Genomic DNA, 17,024 nt, shown 5'->3' with positions numbered 1-17,024 from the left:
CGGCGAAAATCCATTTCGATTGAAATGATAAGCCCACGAATCAAATGGGTCAACCGCCGGACGGCTCAAGGCCGCCGCAAAAGCAAAGGGGCCCGCCATCATGGCGAGCCCCCTTGCGCGGCAACGAACAGGCCTCAGGCCGTGCCGCCCACCGTCAAACCGTCCATGCGCAGGGTCGGCATGCCCACCCCCACCGGCACGCTCTGGCCTTCCTTGCCGCAGGTCCCCACGCCGCTGTCCAGTTGCAAATCGTTACCAATCAAGGCGATGCGGCTCATGGCCTCGGGGCCGCTGCCGATCAGCGTCGCGCCCTTGACGGGGTGGGTGACTTTGCCGTTCTCGATCAAGTAAGCCTCGGAGGCCGAGAACACGAACTTGCCGCTGGTGATGTCGACCTGCCCGCCGCCGAAATTGACGGCGTACAGCCCGCGATCCACCGAGGCAATGATGTCCTGCGGGGGCGTGTCGCCGGCCAGCATGTAGGTGTTGGTCATGCGCGGCATGGGCAGGTGGGCGTAGGATTCGCGGCGTCCGTTGCCGGTGGCGGCCTGCCCCATCAGCCGCGCATTGAGCGAATCCTGCATGTAGCCCTTGAGGATGCCGTCCTCGATCAGCACGTTGTGCTGGGTCGGATGGCCCTCGTCGTCCACGTTCAGCGAGCCGCGCCGGTCGGCCAGCGTGCCGTCGTCGACCACGGTGACGCCGCGCGAGGCCACGCGCTCGCCGATGCGTCCCGAAAAGACGCTGGAGCCCTTGCGGTTGAAGTCGCCCTCCAAGCCGTGGCCGACCGCCTCGTGCAGCAGGATGCCCGGCCAGCCGGAACCGAGGACCACCGTCATCTGGCCGGCAGGCGCGGGCCGGGCTTCGAGATTCACACGGGCCTCGTGGACGGCGCGCCGCACGTACCCTTCCAGCACCTCGTCGGTGAAATACGCCAGGCCGGTGCGTCCGCCCCCGCCGCCGCTGCCCATTTCGCGGCGGCCGTGGCGCTCGGCGATCACGGTGACCGACAAACGGACCAGCGGGCGCACGTCAGCGACCAGGCGCCCGTCGCTGCCCGCCACCAGGATCACGTCGTACTCGGCCGCCAATCCCGCCATCACCTGGATCACCTCCGGGTCGGCGGCGCGCGCCATGCGCTCGACGCGCTCCAGCAGCGCCACCTTGTCGGGCGCCGAGAGCGAGTCGACCGGATTGACGGGCGCGTACAAAGTCCGGCGGCCATCGGGCGGGCCGTCGATGCGCCGCCGCCCGGCCCCCTGCCGGGCGATGGTCCGCACCGCGCGAGCCGAGGACATCAGCGCCGATTCGGACAGGCTGTCCGAATAGGCAAACGCCGTTTTCTCGCCGCTGACCGCGCGCACGCCCACACCCTGGTCGATGGAAAAGCTGCCGGTCTTGACGATGCCTTCCTCGAGGCTCCAGCCCTCGCTGCAGCTGTACTGGAAATACAAGTCCGCGTAATCCACCTTGTGCGCATGGATCTCGGACAAGGCCCGCGCCAGGTGCGACTCATCGAGCCCCCAGGGCTCGAGCAGCAGCGATCGCGCTGTGGCCAGGGACTCCATGCCCGGTTCTATCAGTTTCATATCCTTCCTTTGTCTTCGACAATCACATCACGCGGTGGCGCAGGGCCGGCAGGGATTCACGCAAACGCTCGAGGCGCCCGGCATCGAGCCCGCCGCTCACGACGCCCTCGCCCTCCGGCAGGCAGCCGAGAACCTCGCCCCACGGATCGACCAGCATGGAATGGCCCCAGGTCCTGCGGCCGTTGCCGTGCTTGCCGCCCTGGGCGCTGGCCAGCACGTAGCATTGATTCTCGATCGCTCGCGCGCGCAGCAATATTTCCCAGTGTACTGAACCCGTGGTGTAGGTAAAAGCCGCGGGCAGGACCATCAGGCGAACGTCCCCCTGCGCGCGGAAAAACTCGGGGAAGCGCAAATCGTAGCAGATGCCCAGGCCCGTACGGCCGAACGGCAGTTCGAAGACCTGCGGCGCATTGTCGCCGGGCCGGATGGCCACGGATTCATCGTAGGATTCGTCGCCGCGCCGGAAACTGAACAGATGGACCTTGTCGTAGCGCGCGCAAACCCCGCCGTCGGGGCCGAAGACCAGGCAGGCGTTATATATGCGGTCGGCATCCGGACTCTGCAAGGGCAACGTCCCGCCCACCAGCCAAATATCATGCCGGCGGGCCTGCGCGGCCAGGAATTCCTGGATCGGCCCGCGACCGGCGGTCTCCGCGATGCCGATCTTGTCCGCGTCGCGTGCGCCCATGAAACAGAAATACTCGGGCAGGACCACCAGGCGGGCGCCGCCGGCCGCGGCATCGGCAATCAGTGCGCCGGCGCGCGCCAGATTATCCTCGACGGAAAACCCCGATACCATTTGAACGGCGGCCACCGGAAAGAGCCGTTCTTCCGCGCATCTTGTCTTTTCCAAAATCAAACTCCATCCAAGAGGCTAAACCCAGCGGAAACTTTCAAATACACTGCAAGGGTGCCACAAAACATTAATATTGAATTAAAATTACCGCCACGTCCGATTATTTATCCTCAACCACCCTCAATACGGAAAATATAATGGCCCGAGCAAGCTATTCGACTCAAAAGCTGAAACTCGAGAAAGAAATCACCAAACTCCAAAAGCAGATGCAAACCTTGCAAAGCAAGCAGCGCGCGCCTGTGATCGCTTCTATCGTCCGATCGATGCGTGAATACGATATCAGCCTCGAGGAAATCACCGCTGCGCTCGGACGACGCGGGGGCGGCGCCCGCAAGGCCGCTGCGAAAACCACCAAGCGCGTCATTCCTCCGAAATACCGTCATCCGGAAACCAAGGCGACCTGGACGGGACGCGGCAAGGCGCCGCGCTGGATCACCGACGCCGAGGCGCAGGGCCAATCCCGCGACACCTTCCTGATCCAATGAGGCGCGCGGCGGCTCTCAGCCGCCGCTACCCCCCATCGGATACTCGACCTCGATGACCTGGGCATTATGCCCGGGAAATCGATCGAATATCGCCCGCGCCAAATAGGGCATCACCACTGTCAGATTATCGGACCGGCCCAAGCTGACCGCGGTGGCGCGATAGACCTCGCGGTGGTCGTGCCGTCGATCCTGAATCGTCACCGTCAAGGTATGGCGATACAGATCGACGGGCACGTTCTCGACCGGCGGTCCGAACGCCCAGCCGCCCCAGGGCCGGTACATGCCGACATAAGGCCCGTTGAATCCATAGAAGCCGCCGGAATAATAAAAGGGGTCGACGGGGCGCGAGATCCAGGCGCGCGTCATCGGGCTGCCATAATCGATCCGCACGTCGAAGCGCGCATCGCCCTCGCTGCGGGCCTCCACGAGGCCGGTCACGCCGATCGCGGCGCGCACCATGTCCGTATAAGCCTGGAATTGCAGGTCGTTCTTTTCGCCTTCGGCGGCCAGGATACGATAGTGCGCGCCCGCGGCGTCGGACGGCCACTGCTGATAGCGGGTGACCTCCGCGGAAAATGTGGATGCGCATCCCGCCAGCAGAACTGCGGCCCACGCCATCCCGCCCAGACGCACGATTCGCGCACAACGCGAGAGCCCCGCCAATACCATTTCGCACCTCTTTCACGACGACTCGGCCGCCCGGGCCACAGGCTTTCATCATAGGGCTTGCGGCACCCGTGCGGAACCCTGCGGTTGCACACCGATACACGGGCGCGGCACCGGCGTGCGCACTACAATGAGGGCCACGCCAAATTCCGTTTCCATCTCGAAAAAATGCGCACCGATACCGCCCAGACCGTCCATCGCCTCGATTATGTTCCATACCCCTATCGCCTGCCCGAGCTGCGGCTGGAGTTCGATCTGGATCCCGAGCGCACGCTGGTGCGCTCGACGATGTGCTTCGAGCCGGCCGCTGAACCCGGCGGACAGCCGCTGGAGCTCTACGGCGAGGACCTGGAACTGCTCTCGATCGCGCTCGACGGGCGCCTATTGTCGGCGAACGACTATGTGCTGGACGGCCAGATCCTGAGGCTGCGGCCGCCGGCGGGCCGGCCCTTTACCCTGATCGTGACCAGCGCTTGCCGGCCCGCGGAGAACACCAGCCTGATGGGCCTGTACGTCTCGGGCGGAAAGCTGTTCACCCAGTGCGAGGCGCAGGGCTTTCGGCGCATCACCTGGTTTCCCGACCGCCCGGACGTCATGTCCCGCTATCACGTCACGCTGCGCGCCCAGCCCGGCCCTTTTCCGCTGCTGCTGTCCAACGGCAATCCGACGGCGCAGCGCGTCCTGGACGACGGCCGCCACGAGGCCGTCTGGGAGGATCCGCACCCCAAGCCCTGCTATCTGTTCGCGCTGGTGGCCGGCGACTTCGACCGCATCGAGCGCACCGAGACCACACGCAGCAGCCGCCCCGCCGCCCTGCAGGTCTACAGCGACCGGGGCTGCGGTGAACAAACCCGCTGGGCGCTGGATTGCCTGGCGCGGGCGATGCACTGGGACGAGCAGCGCTTCGGCCTCGAGCTCGACCTGGACCGGTTCATGGTCGTCGCGGCCCGCGACTTCAACATGGGGGCCATGGAGAACAAAGGCCTGAACATCTTCAACGCCGCCTATGTGCTGGCCGACCCGGACACCGCCACGGACGCGGCCTATCGCGGCATCGAGGCGGTGATCGGACACGAATACTTCCACAACTGGACCGGCAACCGGGTCACGTGCCGCGATTGGTTTCAGCTGTCTCTGAAAGAGGGCCTGACGGTATTCCGCGACCAGGAGTTCTCGGCCGACATGATGGCCTCCGGCCTGCCCGAGCGCGAGGCCGCCAGCGCCCGCGCCGTCAAGCGCATCGACGACGTGACGACTTTACGCATCGCGCAGTTTCCCGAGGACGCCGGCCCCATGGCGCACCCCATCCGGCCCGACAGCTACCAGGAGATCGCCAATTTCTATACGGCCACGGTCTACGAAAAAGGCGCCGAGGTCATCCGCATGCAGCACACATTGCTGGGCGAGGCGGGCTTTCGTGCCGGACTCGACGAGTATTTCCGGCGCCACGACGGCCAGGCCGTCACCTGCGATGATTTCGTCGACGCCATGGAATCGGTCTACCGTCGGCTGCGGCCCGGCGAGGACTTATCGGTCTTTCGCCGCTGGTATGCCCAGGCGGGCACGCCGCGCGTGCGCGTCCAGGTGGCGCACGACGCCGCGGCCCGGACCTGCCGCATCACCCTCAGCCAGCATTGCCCGCCGGTCGGGCTCGAAACCCGCCACGATCCGGTCGAGCACAAGCCACCCCTGCACATCCCCTTTGCCATCGGCCTGCTGGATTCCGACGGCACACCCATCCCGATCCCATGGGAAGGCCAGATGCAGGACACCGTGGTGCTCGAGCTGCGCGAGGCGTCCCACAGCTGGACCCTGCCGGGCATCGAGCGGCGGCCTGTGGTGTCGCTGCTGCGCAATTTCTCGGCGCCGGTCATCGTCGAGGCCGACCGCCCGGATGCCGAACTCGCGCTGCTGGCACGCTGCGACACGGACCCGTTCGCCCGCTGGGAGGCCGGACAGGAACTCGCGCGGCGCCACCTGCTCGCCTGCGTCGCCGCCTTCCAGGCACAGGCGCAGCCGCCCGCCATCGATCCACTGCTCGAGACCTGGCGCGCAGCCCTCGCCGACAATACCCTGACGCCGGCCTATCAGGCCCGGCTGCTCGCCCTGCCCTCGCCCAAGGAAATCCTCGAGCTCACCCAGCCCATGGACCCGGCGGCGACGATGCAGGCCTGGACGCACGTTCAAGGCGCCATCGGTACGGCGCTTGCCGAGGCCTGGCGCCGGATCCACGATCGCCGTGCCGAGGACGACGGCCCCTACCGGCCGGACCCCGTCTCCTCGGGGCGCCGGGCGCTGCGCAATCTCGCCCTTGCTTATCTCGCGGCCGGCGGCGCGGGCGAGGGCCGCGAAAGAGCACTGGCGCAATACCGGGACGCCCGCAACATGACCGCGCGCATGGGCGCCCTGGCGGCGCTCCTGAACCAGGACGGCGGCCACGAGGCGGCCGATACCCTGCTGGCCGACTTCCACACCCGCTGGCGGCACGAGCCCCTGGTGGTGGACCGCTGGTTCGCCGTCCAGGCGGCCGCGCCTTCCTGCGACATCGCGCGGGTGCGCGAACTCATGGCCCATCCGGATTTCTCGCTGCGCAACCCGAACCGCGCCCGCTCGCTGGTGTTCCGCTTCTGCATGGACAACCTCAAGGGCCTGCACACGCCCGACGGCTATGCATTCTGGGCCGAGCAGGTGCTTGCCCTGGATCGCATCAACCCCGAGATCGCCGCCCGGCTGGCGCGCGCCTTCGACAACTGGGCCCGCTACGCACAGGGCCCGCGCGACGGCATGCGCGAAGCCCTGCGCCGCGTCCACGAGGCGCCCGGCCTGTCGCGCAACGTCGCGGAAATCGTCTCCAAGGCATTGACCGTCTGACGGCGGCCGCCGAGCCATCCACTCACACCAATATATAAAGGGGGAACCACCTTGAAATTCAAATCCCTGACCCAGTACCTGGTCGAGCAGCAGCGCGAACACCAGGCCGTGTCCGCCGAGGTCCGGCTGCTCATCGAAACCGTGTCGCGCGCCTGCAAGGCCATCAGCCATGCCGTCAGCAAGGGCGCGCTGGGCGGCGTGCTCGGCAGCCTGGGCACCGAGAACGTCCAGGGCGAGGTGCAGAAAAAGCTCGATGTGCTCTCGAACGAGATCCTGCTCGAGGCCAATGAATGGGGCGGGAACCTGGCCGCCATGGCCTCCGAGGAAATGCAGACCATCCACCGCATCCCGAATCAGTATCCCAAGGGCCAGAATCTGCTGCTGTTCGATCCCCTGGACGGCTCCTCGAACATCGACGTGAACGTCTCGATCGGCACGATCTTCTCGGTCCTCCAGGCGCCGGCCGAGGCCGCGGGCCGCGAGATCGCCGAAGCCGATTTCCTCCAGCCCGGCACGCGCCAGGTGGCGGCGGGCTATGCCGTCTACGGCCCGCAGACCATGCTGGTGCTGACCGTGGGCGCCGGCGTCGTGGGCTTTACCCTGGATCGGGAAATGGGTTCGTGGCTGCTGACGCACGAGGACATCCGCGTTCCCGAGGATACCGCCGAGTTCGCCATCAACATGTCGAACATGCGCCACTGGGAGGCGCCGGTGCGCCGCTACATCGACGAATGCCTGCAGGGCGAGACCGGCCCGCTGGCGAAGAACTACAACATGCGCTGGATCGCCTCGATGGTGGCCGACGTGCACCGCATCCTGACGCGCGGCGGGGTCTTCATGTACCCGCGCGATGCCCGGTCCTCGGGCCGCAAGGGCAAGCTGCGCCTCATGTACGAGGCCAACCCCATGAGCTACATCATCGAGCAGGCCGGCGGCGCCGCCATCGACGGCGACACGCGCATCCTGGAACTGCAGCCCGCCGAACTGCACCAGCGCACCGGCGTGATCCTGGGGTCGCGCAACGAGGTCGAACGCCTGCGGCGCTACCACCGGGATCCGGCCTGATCATCAATCCAGGGTCAGCACCGTGGCCCCGGTCGTGCGGCGCTCGGCCAGGGCGCGGTGCGCCTCGGCAACGTCCTCGAGGGCGAAGCGCTGGCCGATGGCCACCTGGATGTGGCCGTCCACGACCTGCTGGAACAGGTCCGCCGCCGCCTCCTGCATGGCCTGGGCCGAGGCGACGTACGTGCCCAGGGTGGGCCGCGTCACGTACAGCGAGCCCTTGGTCGCCAGTTGGCCGAGCTTGACGCCTTCGACCGGCCCGGACGCATTGCCGAAACTGACCATCAGGCCCCTGGGCTGCAGGCAATCCAGGGAGACCTCCCAGGTGCTCTTGCCCACGCCGTCGTAGACCACCGGCACCTTGCGGCCGTCGGTCAGTTCGCGCACGCGCGCCGCGACGTCCTCGCGCGTATAGTCGATGACCTCCCAGGCGCCGTTTTGCCGGGCCAGCGCGGCCTTTTCGGGCGTGGAGGCGGTGCCGATCAGACGCACGCCCAGGGCACGGGCCCACTGGCAGGCGATCAGGCCGACCCCGCCCGCGGCCGCATGAAAGAGGATGGTTTCATCGCCCTTCAGGCGGTAGGTCTGGCGAAACAGGTACTGGACGGTCAGGCCCTTGAGCATCAGGGCGGCCGCCTGCTCGAAATCCACCGAATCGGGAATGGCGACCACGCGGTCGGCCGGCACGTTGCGCAATTCGGCGTAGGCGCCCAGCGGGCTCTGGCCATAGGCGACCCGATCGCCCACCCGCAGGTGCCGGACCCCGGCGCCCACGGCCTCGACCACCCCGGCGGCCTCGAAGCCCAGGCCGTGCGGCAAAGGATTGGGGTACAGCCCCGTGCGACAATAGATGTCGATGAAATTCAGGCCGATGGCCTTTTGCCGGATAAGGACCTCATGGTCAGACGGCGCAGGCACCGCCTCGGTCACGATGCGCATGACCTCCGGACCGCCATGCGCCTCGATCCGGACCTTCCTGCTTTGCTCCATAACGATCTCCTTGAGGCGCGGGGCCGCGCCCAACGACTGATTTCCAAAGACCGCATTAGACTAGCATGAACACTCGCCAGGCCCGGATATCCATTCACGCCGCCTGCCAGAAGCAGACACAGAGGGTAAAATCAGTCTTTTACCGACGAACCGATTGAAAGACTGACGCTTATTATGGCCGGACACAGCAAATGGGCAAACATCCAGCACCGCAAGGGGCGCCAGGACGCCAAGCGCGGCAAGCTCTGGACCAAGATCATCCGTGAAATCACCGTTGCCGCCCGCGCCGGCGGCGCGGATCCGGATACCAATCCCCGTCTGCGGCTCGCATGGGACAAGGCCACGGCGGCCAATATGCCCAAGGACAACATCCTGCGCGCCATCCAGCGCGGCGCAGGCGGCGCCGATGACGCCAACTACGAGGAAATCCGCTATGAAGGCTATGGCGCCGGCGGTGCGGCCGTGCTGATCGACTGCATGACCGACAACCGCCAGCGCACCGTGTCCGAGGTGCGCCACACCCTGACCAAGCACGGCGGCAACCTGGGCCAGGACGGCTGCGTGTCGTTCATGTTCAAGCATTGCGGACAGTTCCTGTTCGCGCCCGGCACCTCCGAGGAACAGGTCATGGAAGTCGCCCTCGAGGCCGGCGCCGAGGATGTGCAATCCGACGACGAAGGCGTGATCGAGGTGATCTGCGAACCCGGCCAGTACGCCGAGGCCAAGGCCGCCTTCGAGGCGGCGGGCCTCGTCCCCGAGGTCCAGGGCGTCGTCATGAAGGCCCTGAGCGAGGTCGAGCTCTCGCCCGAGGACTCCGAACGCATGCAAAAACTGATCGATACTCTCGAAGGCCTGGATGACGTCCAGGAGGTCTTCACCACCGCCATCCTGGACGAAGCCGAATGAAACTCCTGGTCATCGGCGCGGGCGGCCGCGAACACGCCCTCGCCTGGCGTCTGGCCCAATCGCCGCGCGTCCAGACGGTCTACGTGGCGCCCGGCAACGGCGGCACCGGCCACACACCGCAGCTCCAGAACCTCGACGTCGACGACACCGAGGGGCTGATCGATTTCGCGCGCCGCGAAAAGATCGCCTTTACGGTGGTCGGCCCCGAGGCGCCGCTGGCCGCCGGCATCGTCGACGCCTTTCGGGCGGCCGGCCTGCGCATCTTTGGCCCGACCCGCGAGGCGGCCCAGCTCGAAAGCTCCAAGGACTACGCCAAATCCTTCATGCAGCGCCACGGCATCCCCACCGCGGCGCACCAGACCTTCACCGATCCTGCCGCCGCCAAGGCCTACATCCTCGGACGTGGCGCGCCCATCGTCGTCAAGGCCGACGGGCTGGCCGCCGGCAAGGGGGTCGTCGTCGCCGCCACCCTCGACGAGGCGACTGCGGCCGTGGACCACATGCTGGGCGACGGCCGCCTGGGGGCGGCCGGTGCGCGCGTGGTGGTCGAGGACTTCCTCGAGGGCGAGGAGGCCAGCTTCATCGTCATGTGCGATGGGCATCACGTCCTCGCCCTGGCCACCAGCCAGGACCACAAACGCCTGAACGACGGCGACCAGGGACCGAACACCGGCGGCATGGGGGCCTATTCGCCCGCACCCATCATCACGCCCGCCCTGCACAACCGCATCATGCGCGAGATCATCCTGCCCACGATGCAAGGCATGGCACGCGACGGCATACCGTATACCGGATTCCTGTACGCGGGCCTGATGATAGGACCGGGCGCCGATGCCGCGCGCAGCCTCAAGGTGCTGGAATTCAATTGCCGGCTGGGCGACCCCGAGACCCAGCCGATCATGATGCGCATCAAGAGCGACCTCACGACCGTCTTCGAACACGCCCTCTCGGGCACCCTCGATCAGGCCGAAATCGACTGGGACCGCCGCACGGCGCTGGGCGTGGTGCTGGCGGCCGCGGGGTATCCGGAATCCCCGCGCAAGGGCGATCCCATCAGCGGCCTGGCCCCCGACACCGACACCTGCATGATCTTCCATGCCGGCACCGCCCTGCGTGATCAGGCCCTCGTCACCAACGGCGGACGGGTGCTCTGCGTGACCGTCCTCGCGGATTCGATCCGCCGCGCCCAGCAGGCCGCCTACGACGCCGTGTCGCAGACCGTTTTCGAAGGCCGCCAATTCCGCCGGGACATCGGCTGGCGCGCCCTGCCGGCCGCCAGACCCTGAGCCCAAGGATATCCATGCCCGTCCCCACCCATCGCGTCCACGACACCTTCATCGACCTGCAGGCCGGCATCGTGCGCGCCCTCGAGGCGCTGGAGGGCGGCGCCTTCGGGCACGACGCCTGGACCCGGCCGGAAGGCGGCGGCGGGCTGACGCGCCACCTCGAGGGCGGCCGTGTCTTCGAGCGCGCCGGCGTGCTCTTCAGCCATGTCCAGGGGACGACGCTGCCGCCCTCGGCCAGCGCCCATCGCCCCGGGCTGGCGGGCCGGGCCTGGGAGGCCATGGGCGTGTCGATGGTGCTGCATCCGCGCAATCCGCATGTGCCCACCACGCACATGAACGTGCGCCTCTTCGTGGCGCGCGGGAGCGACGGCGCCGAGGATGTGTTCTGGTTCGGCGGCGGGCTCGACCTTACCCCATACTATCCCCACGAGGCCGATGCGCGCCATTTCCACAGGGTCTGCCGCGACGCGGTCGCCCCTTTCGGCGAGGACAAATATCCCGCGTACAAGACCTGGTGCGACGATTATTTTCTATTGCGCCACCGGGGCGAGACCCGGGGCGTGGGCGGCCTGTTCTTCGACGACCTCGACGCACCGGACTTCGAGACCTGCTTCGCCCTGACCCGCGCCGTGGGCGAATGCTTCCTGCCCGCCTACGTGCCCATCGTGGAACGCCGCAAGGACGCGCCTTACACCCAGGCCCAGCGCGACTTCCAGGCGTACCGCCGCGGCCGCTACGTGGAATTCAACCTGGTCTACGACCGGGGTACGCTGTTCGGGCTGCAATCGGGGGGCCGCACCGAATCGATCCTGCTGTCCATGCCGCCCATCGCCCAATGGCGCTATGACTGGACGCCCGAACCCGGCAGCCCGGAAGCCGCGCTCGCCGACTACCTCAAGCCCCGGGAATGGGTGTAGTGCCGCGGATCGGGCTCCTGGGCGGCAGCTTCGATCCCGTCCACCGCGCCCATATCGCACTGGCGCAAGCCGCGCTCGAGGCCCTGGCGCTCGACCGCGTCGAGCTGCTGCCCGCCCATCGGCCCTGGCAGCGCCAAGCCCTGGGCGCCGGCCCCGACCATCGCCGGCGCATGCTCGAGATCGCCTGCCGGGACGACCCGCGCCTGCTGGTGAATCCGATCGAACTCCAACGTCCGGGCGCGACCTATACCATAGACACCCTGGACGCCCTCCCTCCGGCCCGCTACACCTGGATCCTGGGGGCCGACCAACTGGCGAATTTCTGTACCTGGCACCGCTGGCGCGACATCATCGCACGGGTCCGCCTGGCCGTCGCCCAGCGTCCGGGATCGGTGGATACGCCGCCGATCGATCTCCAGCAGGCCCTGGACCAGTCGGGACACGCGCTGCTGCGCATTCCCTTCCCACCCCTGGCGATCACCGCCACCGGCATCCGGCACGCCCTGCGCACGGGCGGGCCGGTCGATGATATGCTGGACCCGAACGTGCTCGAATACATCCGGACGCACCACCTCTACTCCGATCCGGCGGCCACTCCGGACCCCAACCGCCCTCTATGAACATCCAGAAACAGCAACGCATCGTCATCGACGCCCTCGAGGACGTCAAGGCCCAGGACATCAAGGTCTACAACACCACCGGCCTCACCGGCCTGTTCGACCGGGTCATCATCGCCAGCGGCACATCCAACCGGCAGACGCGCGCCATCGCCAGCCACGTCGCCGACCAGGCCAAACGCCGCGGGATCCAGGTGATCGCCTGCGAAGGCGAGGAATCCGGCGAATGGGTGCTGATCGACCTGGGCGACATCGTCGTGCATTGCATGCAGCCCGCGATACGCGCGTACTATCACCTCGAGGAAATCTGGGGCGCCAAGCCCGTGCGGGTCAAGCTCCTGCCGCAGGGGCCCGCCCAGGCCGCCTTCGAGGATTGACGGCCATCGCCCGCCGCACATGAAGATCCAGGTATACGCTGTAGGCGTGCGCATGCCGGCCTGGGTGCAAGAGGCCTGGAAAGACTACGCCAAGCGCCTGCCCCCCGACTGCGCGCTGGAACTCGTCGAGATCAAGCCCGAGCCCCGCAGTTCCGGCAAGACACCTGCGCAGCTCATGCTGGCCGAGGCACAGCGCATCGAGGCCGCCCTGCCCGCCCAGGCCTGGCGGGTCGTGCTCGACGAGCATGGCCGGGACCTCGACACCGTGGGCCTTGCGCGGCTCCTCGAGAACTGGCGCGGCGAGGGCCGGGATGTCGCCTTCCTCGTCGGCGGGCCCGACGGGCTGGATCCGGATCTGAAGCGACGTGGGCACCAGACGATCCGGCTGTCCTCGCTGACGCTGCCGCATCCCATGGTCCGCGTCCTGCTGGCCGAACAAATCTACCGCGCCTGGGCCATACTGTCCGGGCATCCCTACCATCGCGCCTGAACGGAGGCCCCGCCATGAATGCCCGCCGCCGCACCAAGATCGTCGCCACCCTCGGCCCCGCAAGCTCCTCGGCCCAACGCATCGAGGCCCTGATCCTCGCCGGGATGGACGTCGCCCGCCTGAATTTCTCGCACGGTACGGCGGACGAGCACCGCGAGCGGGCCCGCCTGATCCGCGACATCTCGGGCCGCCTGGGCCGCCACATCGCCATCATGGGCGACCTGCAGGGCCCCAAGATCCGCATCGCGCGCTTCGCCGAGGGCGCGGTCACCCTGCATGCGGGCGATCCCTTCACGCTGTCCACGGACCACCCCGCCGATGCCGGCGATTCGCACATCGTCGGCATCGACTATCCGCCGCTGGTGCGCGATTGCGCGCCGGGCGACGAACTGCTGCTGGATGACGGGCGCGTGATCCTGCGGGTCGACCGGGTCGAGGACAGCAGCGTGCACACCACCGTCGCCGTGGGCGGGCCGCTGTCCAACAACAAGGGCATCAACCGCCGCGGCGGCGGCATCTCGGCGCCCAGCCTGACGGACAAGGACCGCGAGGACATCCGCCTGGCGGCGGAACTGGAACTGGACTACGTGGCCGTCTCGTTCCCGCGCACCGGGGCCGACATCGAACAAGCCCGCAGCCTCGTGAGGGCCGCCGGCAGTCCCGCCTGGATCATCGCCAAGATCGAACGCGCCGAGGCCGTCGCCGACGACGAGGCCCTCGACGGGCTGATCCGGGCCAGCGACGGCGTCATGGTGGCGCGCGGCGACCTGGGGGTCGAGATCGGCGATGCCCGGCTGGCCGGCATCCAGAAGCGCATCATCCAGCATGCGCGCACCCTGAACAAGCTCGTGATCACCGCCACCCAGATGATGGAGTCCATGATCGCCAGCCCGCTGCCCACGCGCGCCGAGGTCTCGGACGTGGCCAACGCCGTGCTGGACTACACCGACGCCGTCATGCTGTCGGCCGAAAGCGCCTCGGGCCAGTATCCGGTCGAGGCCGTCGCCGCCATGGCGCGGGTCTGCCTGGGCGCCGAACAAGAACCCACCAGCACCCGCTCGCATCATCGGCTGGGCGAGACCTTCACCCGCTGCGACGACACCATCGCGCTGGCCAGCATGTATGCCGCCAATCATTTTCCGGGCATCAAGGCCATCATCAGCCTCACCGAAAGCGGCCACACGCCGCTGATCATGTCGCGCATCCGCTCGGGCGTGCCCATCCACTGCTACACGCGCCACGTCACCACGCAGCGGCGCGCCGCCCTGTTTCGCGGCGTCTACCCCGAGGCTTTCGACGCCGCGGCGCTGCCGCCCGCGGAGGTCAGCGATGCCGCCATCGACATCCTGCGCGCCCGCGGCCTGCTCGAGGCCGGCGACTGGATCATCCTGACCAAGGGCGACTTCTATAGCGACAGCGGCGGCACCAACGGCCTCAAGATCCTGCGCGTCCAATGACTTGTACGGATATCCTTCATAGATCCGTCCCATGACGGCCGCCCCGCTCTATCTGGCCTCGGCCAGCCCCCGGCGCCGGGAAATCCTCGACCAGATCGGCATCGCCCACCGTGTGCTGCGCGTCCCGGCGCCCGAGGGCGAGGACGAGCCGCAATGGCCCGGCGAGGCCGCCGAGGACTACGTGCGTCGCACGGCACGGGAAAAGGCCGAGCGCGCCATCCTGTGGCTGGCCGGCCCGCAGCGTCCGGAAGGCTTCCTGCCGCCGGATCAGGCATTCGTCCTTGCCGCCGACACGACCGTCATCCTCGAGGGCCAGGTCCTGGGCAAGCCGCGCGACCTGGCCGACGCCGAATCGATGCTCACCCGCCTTTCGGGCCGCAGTCACCGGGTTCATACCGCCGTGGCGCTGGCGTCCAAGGGCCGCATCCTCGAAGGCCTGAGCGCCAGCCAGGTCCGCTTCAAGCCGCTCTCGCGCGCCGACATCCAGGCCTACTGCGCCACCGGCGAGCCGCTGGGCAAGGCAGGGGCCTACGCCATCCAGGGACGCGCGGGCGTGTTCGTCCAGCACCTGGCGGGCAGCTATACCGGCGTCATGGGGCTGCCCGCCTATGAAACCGCGCAGCTCCTGGAGCAGGCTGCGGCCATTCATGAACGCAAGGGATAACCCTGTAATCATTCGCATTTACTTGACCCGTATTCGCTTGGCGCATTAGGATCGCGGTACCCCCTTACAATTTCCTGTCAGGGTATGGTGATGGCCATGGCTGCATGGCATGGCCACCGTTGCAAGTATCTTCACTCACGAAAAAGGTATTGCACATGGTCACTCAAGCCAGCGACACGGGTTCGCCCCAGATCGCACCCGAAATCTCCAGCGTCAACCTACCTCCGGTCACCTACCGCGACCTCCCCGAACCCCTCCCCCTCAAGCAAGTCATCGGCCCCAGCGTGCTGCTGCTGGCGGGCTCGATCGGATCGGGCGAATTCGTGCTGTGGCCGTACATCTCGACCCAGACCGGCCTCGCGCTGGTGTGGCTGGCCACGATCGGCATCCTCACCCAGTACTACCTGAACATGGAGATCACCCGCTACACCCTGGCCACGGGGGAAACGGCGGTGACGGGGTTCACGCGACTCTGGAAACCCTGGAGCTGGCTGTTCATCATCATGGCCGTGGTCCCCTGGATGTGGCCGGGATGGGCGACCGGCAGTTCCACCGCGCTGACTTACGCCTTCGGGCTTTCCCAAGGCGCCGTGATCCCAATCACGATCGCATCGCTGGTCCTGATCGGCATCGTGTTGACCGTCTCTCCCGTGGTCTACAAGACGGTGGAAAAGATCCAGTTCTTCCTGGTGGCCCTGATCCTGCTGTTCATGCTCTACATGATCTTCGGCCTGCTGGGCGGCTCCAGCTGGTCGGCGCTGCTGTCGGGCTTCACCACCGAGATCCCGCAGATCCCCAGCGCCATCGGCTCGATCCCCACTGCACTGCTGCTGGGTGCCATCGCCTTCGCGGGCGCCGGCGGCGTCATGAACCTGGCCCAATCCAACTGGGTGCGCGACAAGGGCCTGGGCATGGGTGCGCACCTGCCCAAGATCGTCTCGCCGATCACCGGCCAGGAAACCACCAGCGCCTCGATCGGCTATTTCTTTCCGCAGGACGAGGCCAACATGGCGCGCTGGCGCGGCTGGTGGCGCGTCGCCGACCGCGAGCAGTTCATCACCTTCTTCGTGCTGGGCTGGCTTGCCATCATGCTCTTCATGATGCTGGCCTTCACCTACGTCGGGGTGGGCAGCACCGCGCAGAACTTCGACTTCGTACGCCTGCTGGGTGAAAGCCTGAACACGGATGTCGGCAGCTGGGCGGGTCCCGCCTTCTGGTTCACGGGCGTCGCCGTACTGCTGTCCACCAACCTGACGGTGGTGGACATGATCGCCCGTATCGTGGCCGACATCATCAAGGCCAACTGGCTGCGCGACAGCCAGACCTGGAGCGAAAGCCGGCTGTACTTCCTGGTGGTCTGGCTGATGGTGATCTTCGGCTCGGTCATCCTGCTGGCCGGCGTCAGCCAGCCGCTGGTGCTGCTGGTCATCGCCTCGGCGCTCAATGGGCTGGTGATGTTCGTGTACTCGGTGCTGCTGATCAAGCTCAACCGCGGCATGCTGCCCAAGGCGCTGGGCCTGGGCGGCGTGCGCTACGTGGCGGTGCTGTGGGCGGTGATCTTTTACGGCGGCTTTTCGATCTACCTGATCATCACGCAGTTCGGCAAGCTGTTCTAATGGGCCCGGGCGCTTTGCGCCCGGATCTTATTGGCAGGGAACGCCCATAAAAAAACCCCCGCAAGGTTGATCCTTGCGGGGGTTTTGCATCAGAGCCTGACGATGACCTACTTTCACAGATGTCCATCCACTATCATCGGCGCGAAGGCGTTTCACTGTCCTGTTCGGGATGGGA

General features: G+C 67.1%; 16 protein-coding genes and 1 rRNA gene. 12 read left to right on the top strand and 5 right to left on the bottom strand.

Annotated features, from left to right (window positions below):
- Window positions 1–134: 134 nt before the first annotated feature.
- Window positions 135–1,589 (bottom strand): metalloprotease TldD, encoded by a 1,455-nt coding sequence (gene tldD / locus OOZ48_RS10960; RefSeq protein ID WP_269498233.1) that lies wholly within the window; start codon window positions 1,587–1,589, stop codon window positions 135–137.
- Between the two features lie 22 nt (window positions 1,590–1,611).
- Window positions 1,612–2,442 (bottom strand): carbon-nitrogen hydrolase family protein, encoded by an 831-nt coding sequence (locus OOZ48_RS10955; RefSeq protein WP_442867574.1) that lies wholly within the window; start codon window positions 2,440–2,442, stop codon window positions 1,612–1,614.
- Between the two features lie 140 nt (window positions 2,443–2,582).
- On the opposite strand from OOZ48_RS10955, the gene OOZ48_RS10950 reads away from it, so the two are divergent.
- Window positions 2,583–2,930 carry an H-NS histone family protein gene (locus OOZ48_RS10950; RefSeq protein ID WP_269498231.1) on the top strand — a complete coding sequence of 116 codons (348 nt, stop codon included), beginning with the start codon at window positions 2,583–2,585 and terminating at the stop codon, window positions 2,928–2,930.
- Between the two features lie 15 nt (window positions 2,931–2,945).
- Here the strand turns inward: OOZ48_RS10950 and OOZ48_RS10945 are convergent, their stop codons facing one another.
- On the bottom strand, window positions 2,946–3,548 hold the full coding sequence (locus tag OOZ48_RS10945) for a DUF4136 domain-containing protein (protein WP_269498229.1): 603 nt from the start codon (window positions 3,546–3,548) through the stop codon (window positions 2,946–2,948).
- Window positions 3,549–3,764: 216 nt separating this feature from the next.
- Between OOZ48_RS10945 and pepN the strand changes: the two genes are divergently transcribed.
- The gene (gene pepN, locus OOZ48_RS10940) at window positions 3,765–6,467 is read left to right on the top strand and encodes an aminopeptidase N (RefSeq protein WP_269498227.1); all 2,703 of its coding nucleotides are present in this window, start codon (window positions 3,765–3,767) and stop codon (window positions 6,465–6,467) included.
- Between the two features lie 51 nt (window positions 6,468–6,518).
- Entirely contained in the window at window positions 6,519–7,532 is a 1,014-nt protein-coding gene (locus tag OOZ48_RS10935; RefSeq protein WP_269498225.1) for a class 1 fructose-bisphosphatase, read from the top strand.
- Between the two features lie 3 nt (window positions 7,533–7,535).
- Here the strand turns inward: OOZ48_RS10935 and OOZ48_RS10930 are convergent, their stop codons facing one another.
- Window positions 7,536–8,519, bottom strand: coding sequence for a quinone oxidoreductase family protein (locus tag OOZ48_RS10930; protein ID WP_269498222.1), 984 nt, complete (start codon window positions 8,517–8,519; stop codon window positions 7,536–7,538).
- A gap of 174 nt (window positions 8,520–8,693) precedes the next feature.
- Here OOZ48_RS10930 and OOZ48_RS10925 point away from each other — a divergent pair, with 174 nt between their 5' ends.
- The 9 genes from OOZ48_RS10925 (at window position 8,694) to OOZ48_RS10885 (ending at window position 16,849) form a co-directional block, all read left to right on the top strand.
- A complete protein-coding gene (locus OOZ48_RS10925; RefSeq protein WP_269498220.1) occupies window positions 8,694–9,425 on the top strand; it encodes a YebC/PmpR family DNA-binding transcriptional regulator in 732 nt (243 codons plus the stop codon).
- Window positions 9,422–10,711, top strand: coding sequence for a phosphoribosylamine--glycine ligase (gene purD / locus OOZ48_RS10920; RefSeq protein WP_269498218.1), 1,290 nt, complete (start codon window positions 9,422–9,424; stop codon window positions 10,709–10,711). The genes OOZ48_RS10925 and purD overlap by 4 nt, the downstream gene beginning before the upstream one ends.
- A gap of 14 nt (window positions 10,712–10,725) precedes the next feature.
- A complete protein-coding gene (hemF, locus tag OOZ48_RS10915; RefSeq protein WP_269498216.1) occupies window positions 10,726–11,628 on the top strand; it encodes an oxygen-dependent coproporphyrinogen oxidase in 903 nt (300 codons plus the stop codon).
- A complete protein-coding gene (gene nadD / locus OOZ48_RS10910) occupies window positions 11,628–12,248 on the top strand; it encodes a nicotinate (nicotinamide) nucleotide adenylyltransferase (protein WP_269498214.1) in 621 nt (206 codons plus the stop codon). The genes hemF and nadD overlap by 1 nt, the downstream gene beginning before the upstream one ends.
- Complete coding sequence (gene rsfS, locus OOZ48_RS10905) at window positions 12,245–12,622, top strand: ribosome silencing factor (RefSeq protein ID WP_269498212.1); 378 nt, start codon at window positions 12,245–12,247, stop codon at window positions 12,620–12,622. Before nadD ends, rsfS begins: the two co-directional genes overlap by 4 nt.
- Window positions 12,623–12,641: 19 nt before the next feature.
- Entirely contained in the window at window positions 12,642–13,112 is a 471-nt protein-coding gene (gene rlmH, locus OOZ48_RS10900; RefSeq protein WP_269498210.1) for a 23S rRNA (pseudouridine(1915)-N(3))-methyltransferase RlmH, read from the top strand.
- A gap of 14 nt (window positions 13,113–13,126) precedes the next feature.
- On the top strand, window positions 13,127–14,569 hold the full coding sequence (gene pyk, locus OOZ48_RS10895) for a pyruvate kinase (protein ID WP_269498209.1): 1,443 nt from the start codon (window positions 13,127–13,129) through the stop codon (window positions 14,567–14,569).
- Between the two features lie 31 nt (window positions 14,570–14,600).
- Entirely contained in the window at window positions 14,601–15,233 is a 633-nt protein-coding gene (locus OOZ48_RS10890) for a Maf family protein (RefSeq protein ID WP_269498207.1), read from the top strand.
- A 155-nt stretch (window positions 15,234–15,388) separates the two neighbouring features.
- A complete protein-coding gene (locus OOZ48_RS10885; protein ID WP_269498205.1) occupies window positions 15,389–16,849 on the top strand; it encodes an Nramp family divalent metal transporter in 1,461 nt (486 codons plus the stop codon).
- A 94-nt stretch (window positions 16,850–16,943) separates the two neighbouring features.
- Here the strand turns inward: OOZ48_RS10885 and rrf are convergent.
- Window positions 16,944–17,024 (bottom strand): 5S ribosomal RNA (gene rrf, locus OOZ48_RS18550); the annotation flags it as partial.

Origin of the sequence: Castellaniella sp. S9, assembly GCF_027257175.1 — a bacterium.
Lineage (GTDB): Bacteria > Pseudomonadota > Gammaproteobacteria > Burkholderiales > Burkholderiaceae_B > Castellaniella.
The sequence above is the reverse complement of the archived record's forward strand: the minus strand, read 5'-3'. Positions and strand labels throughout refer to the sequence as shown.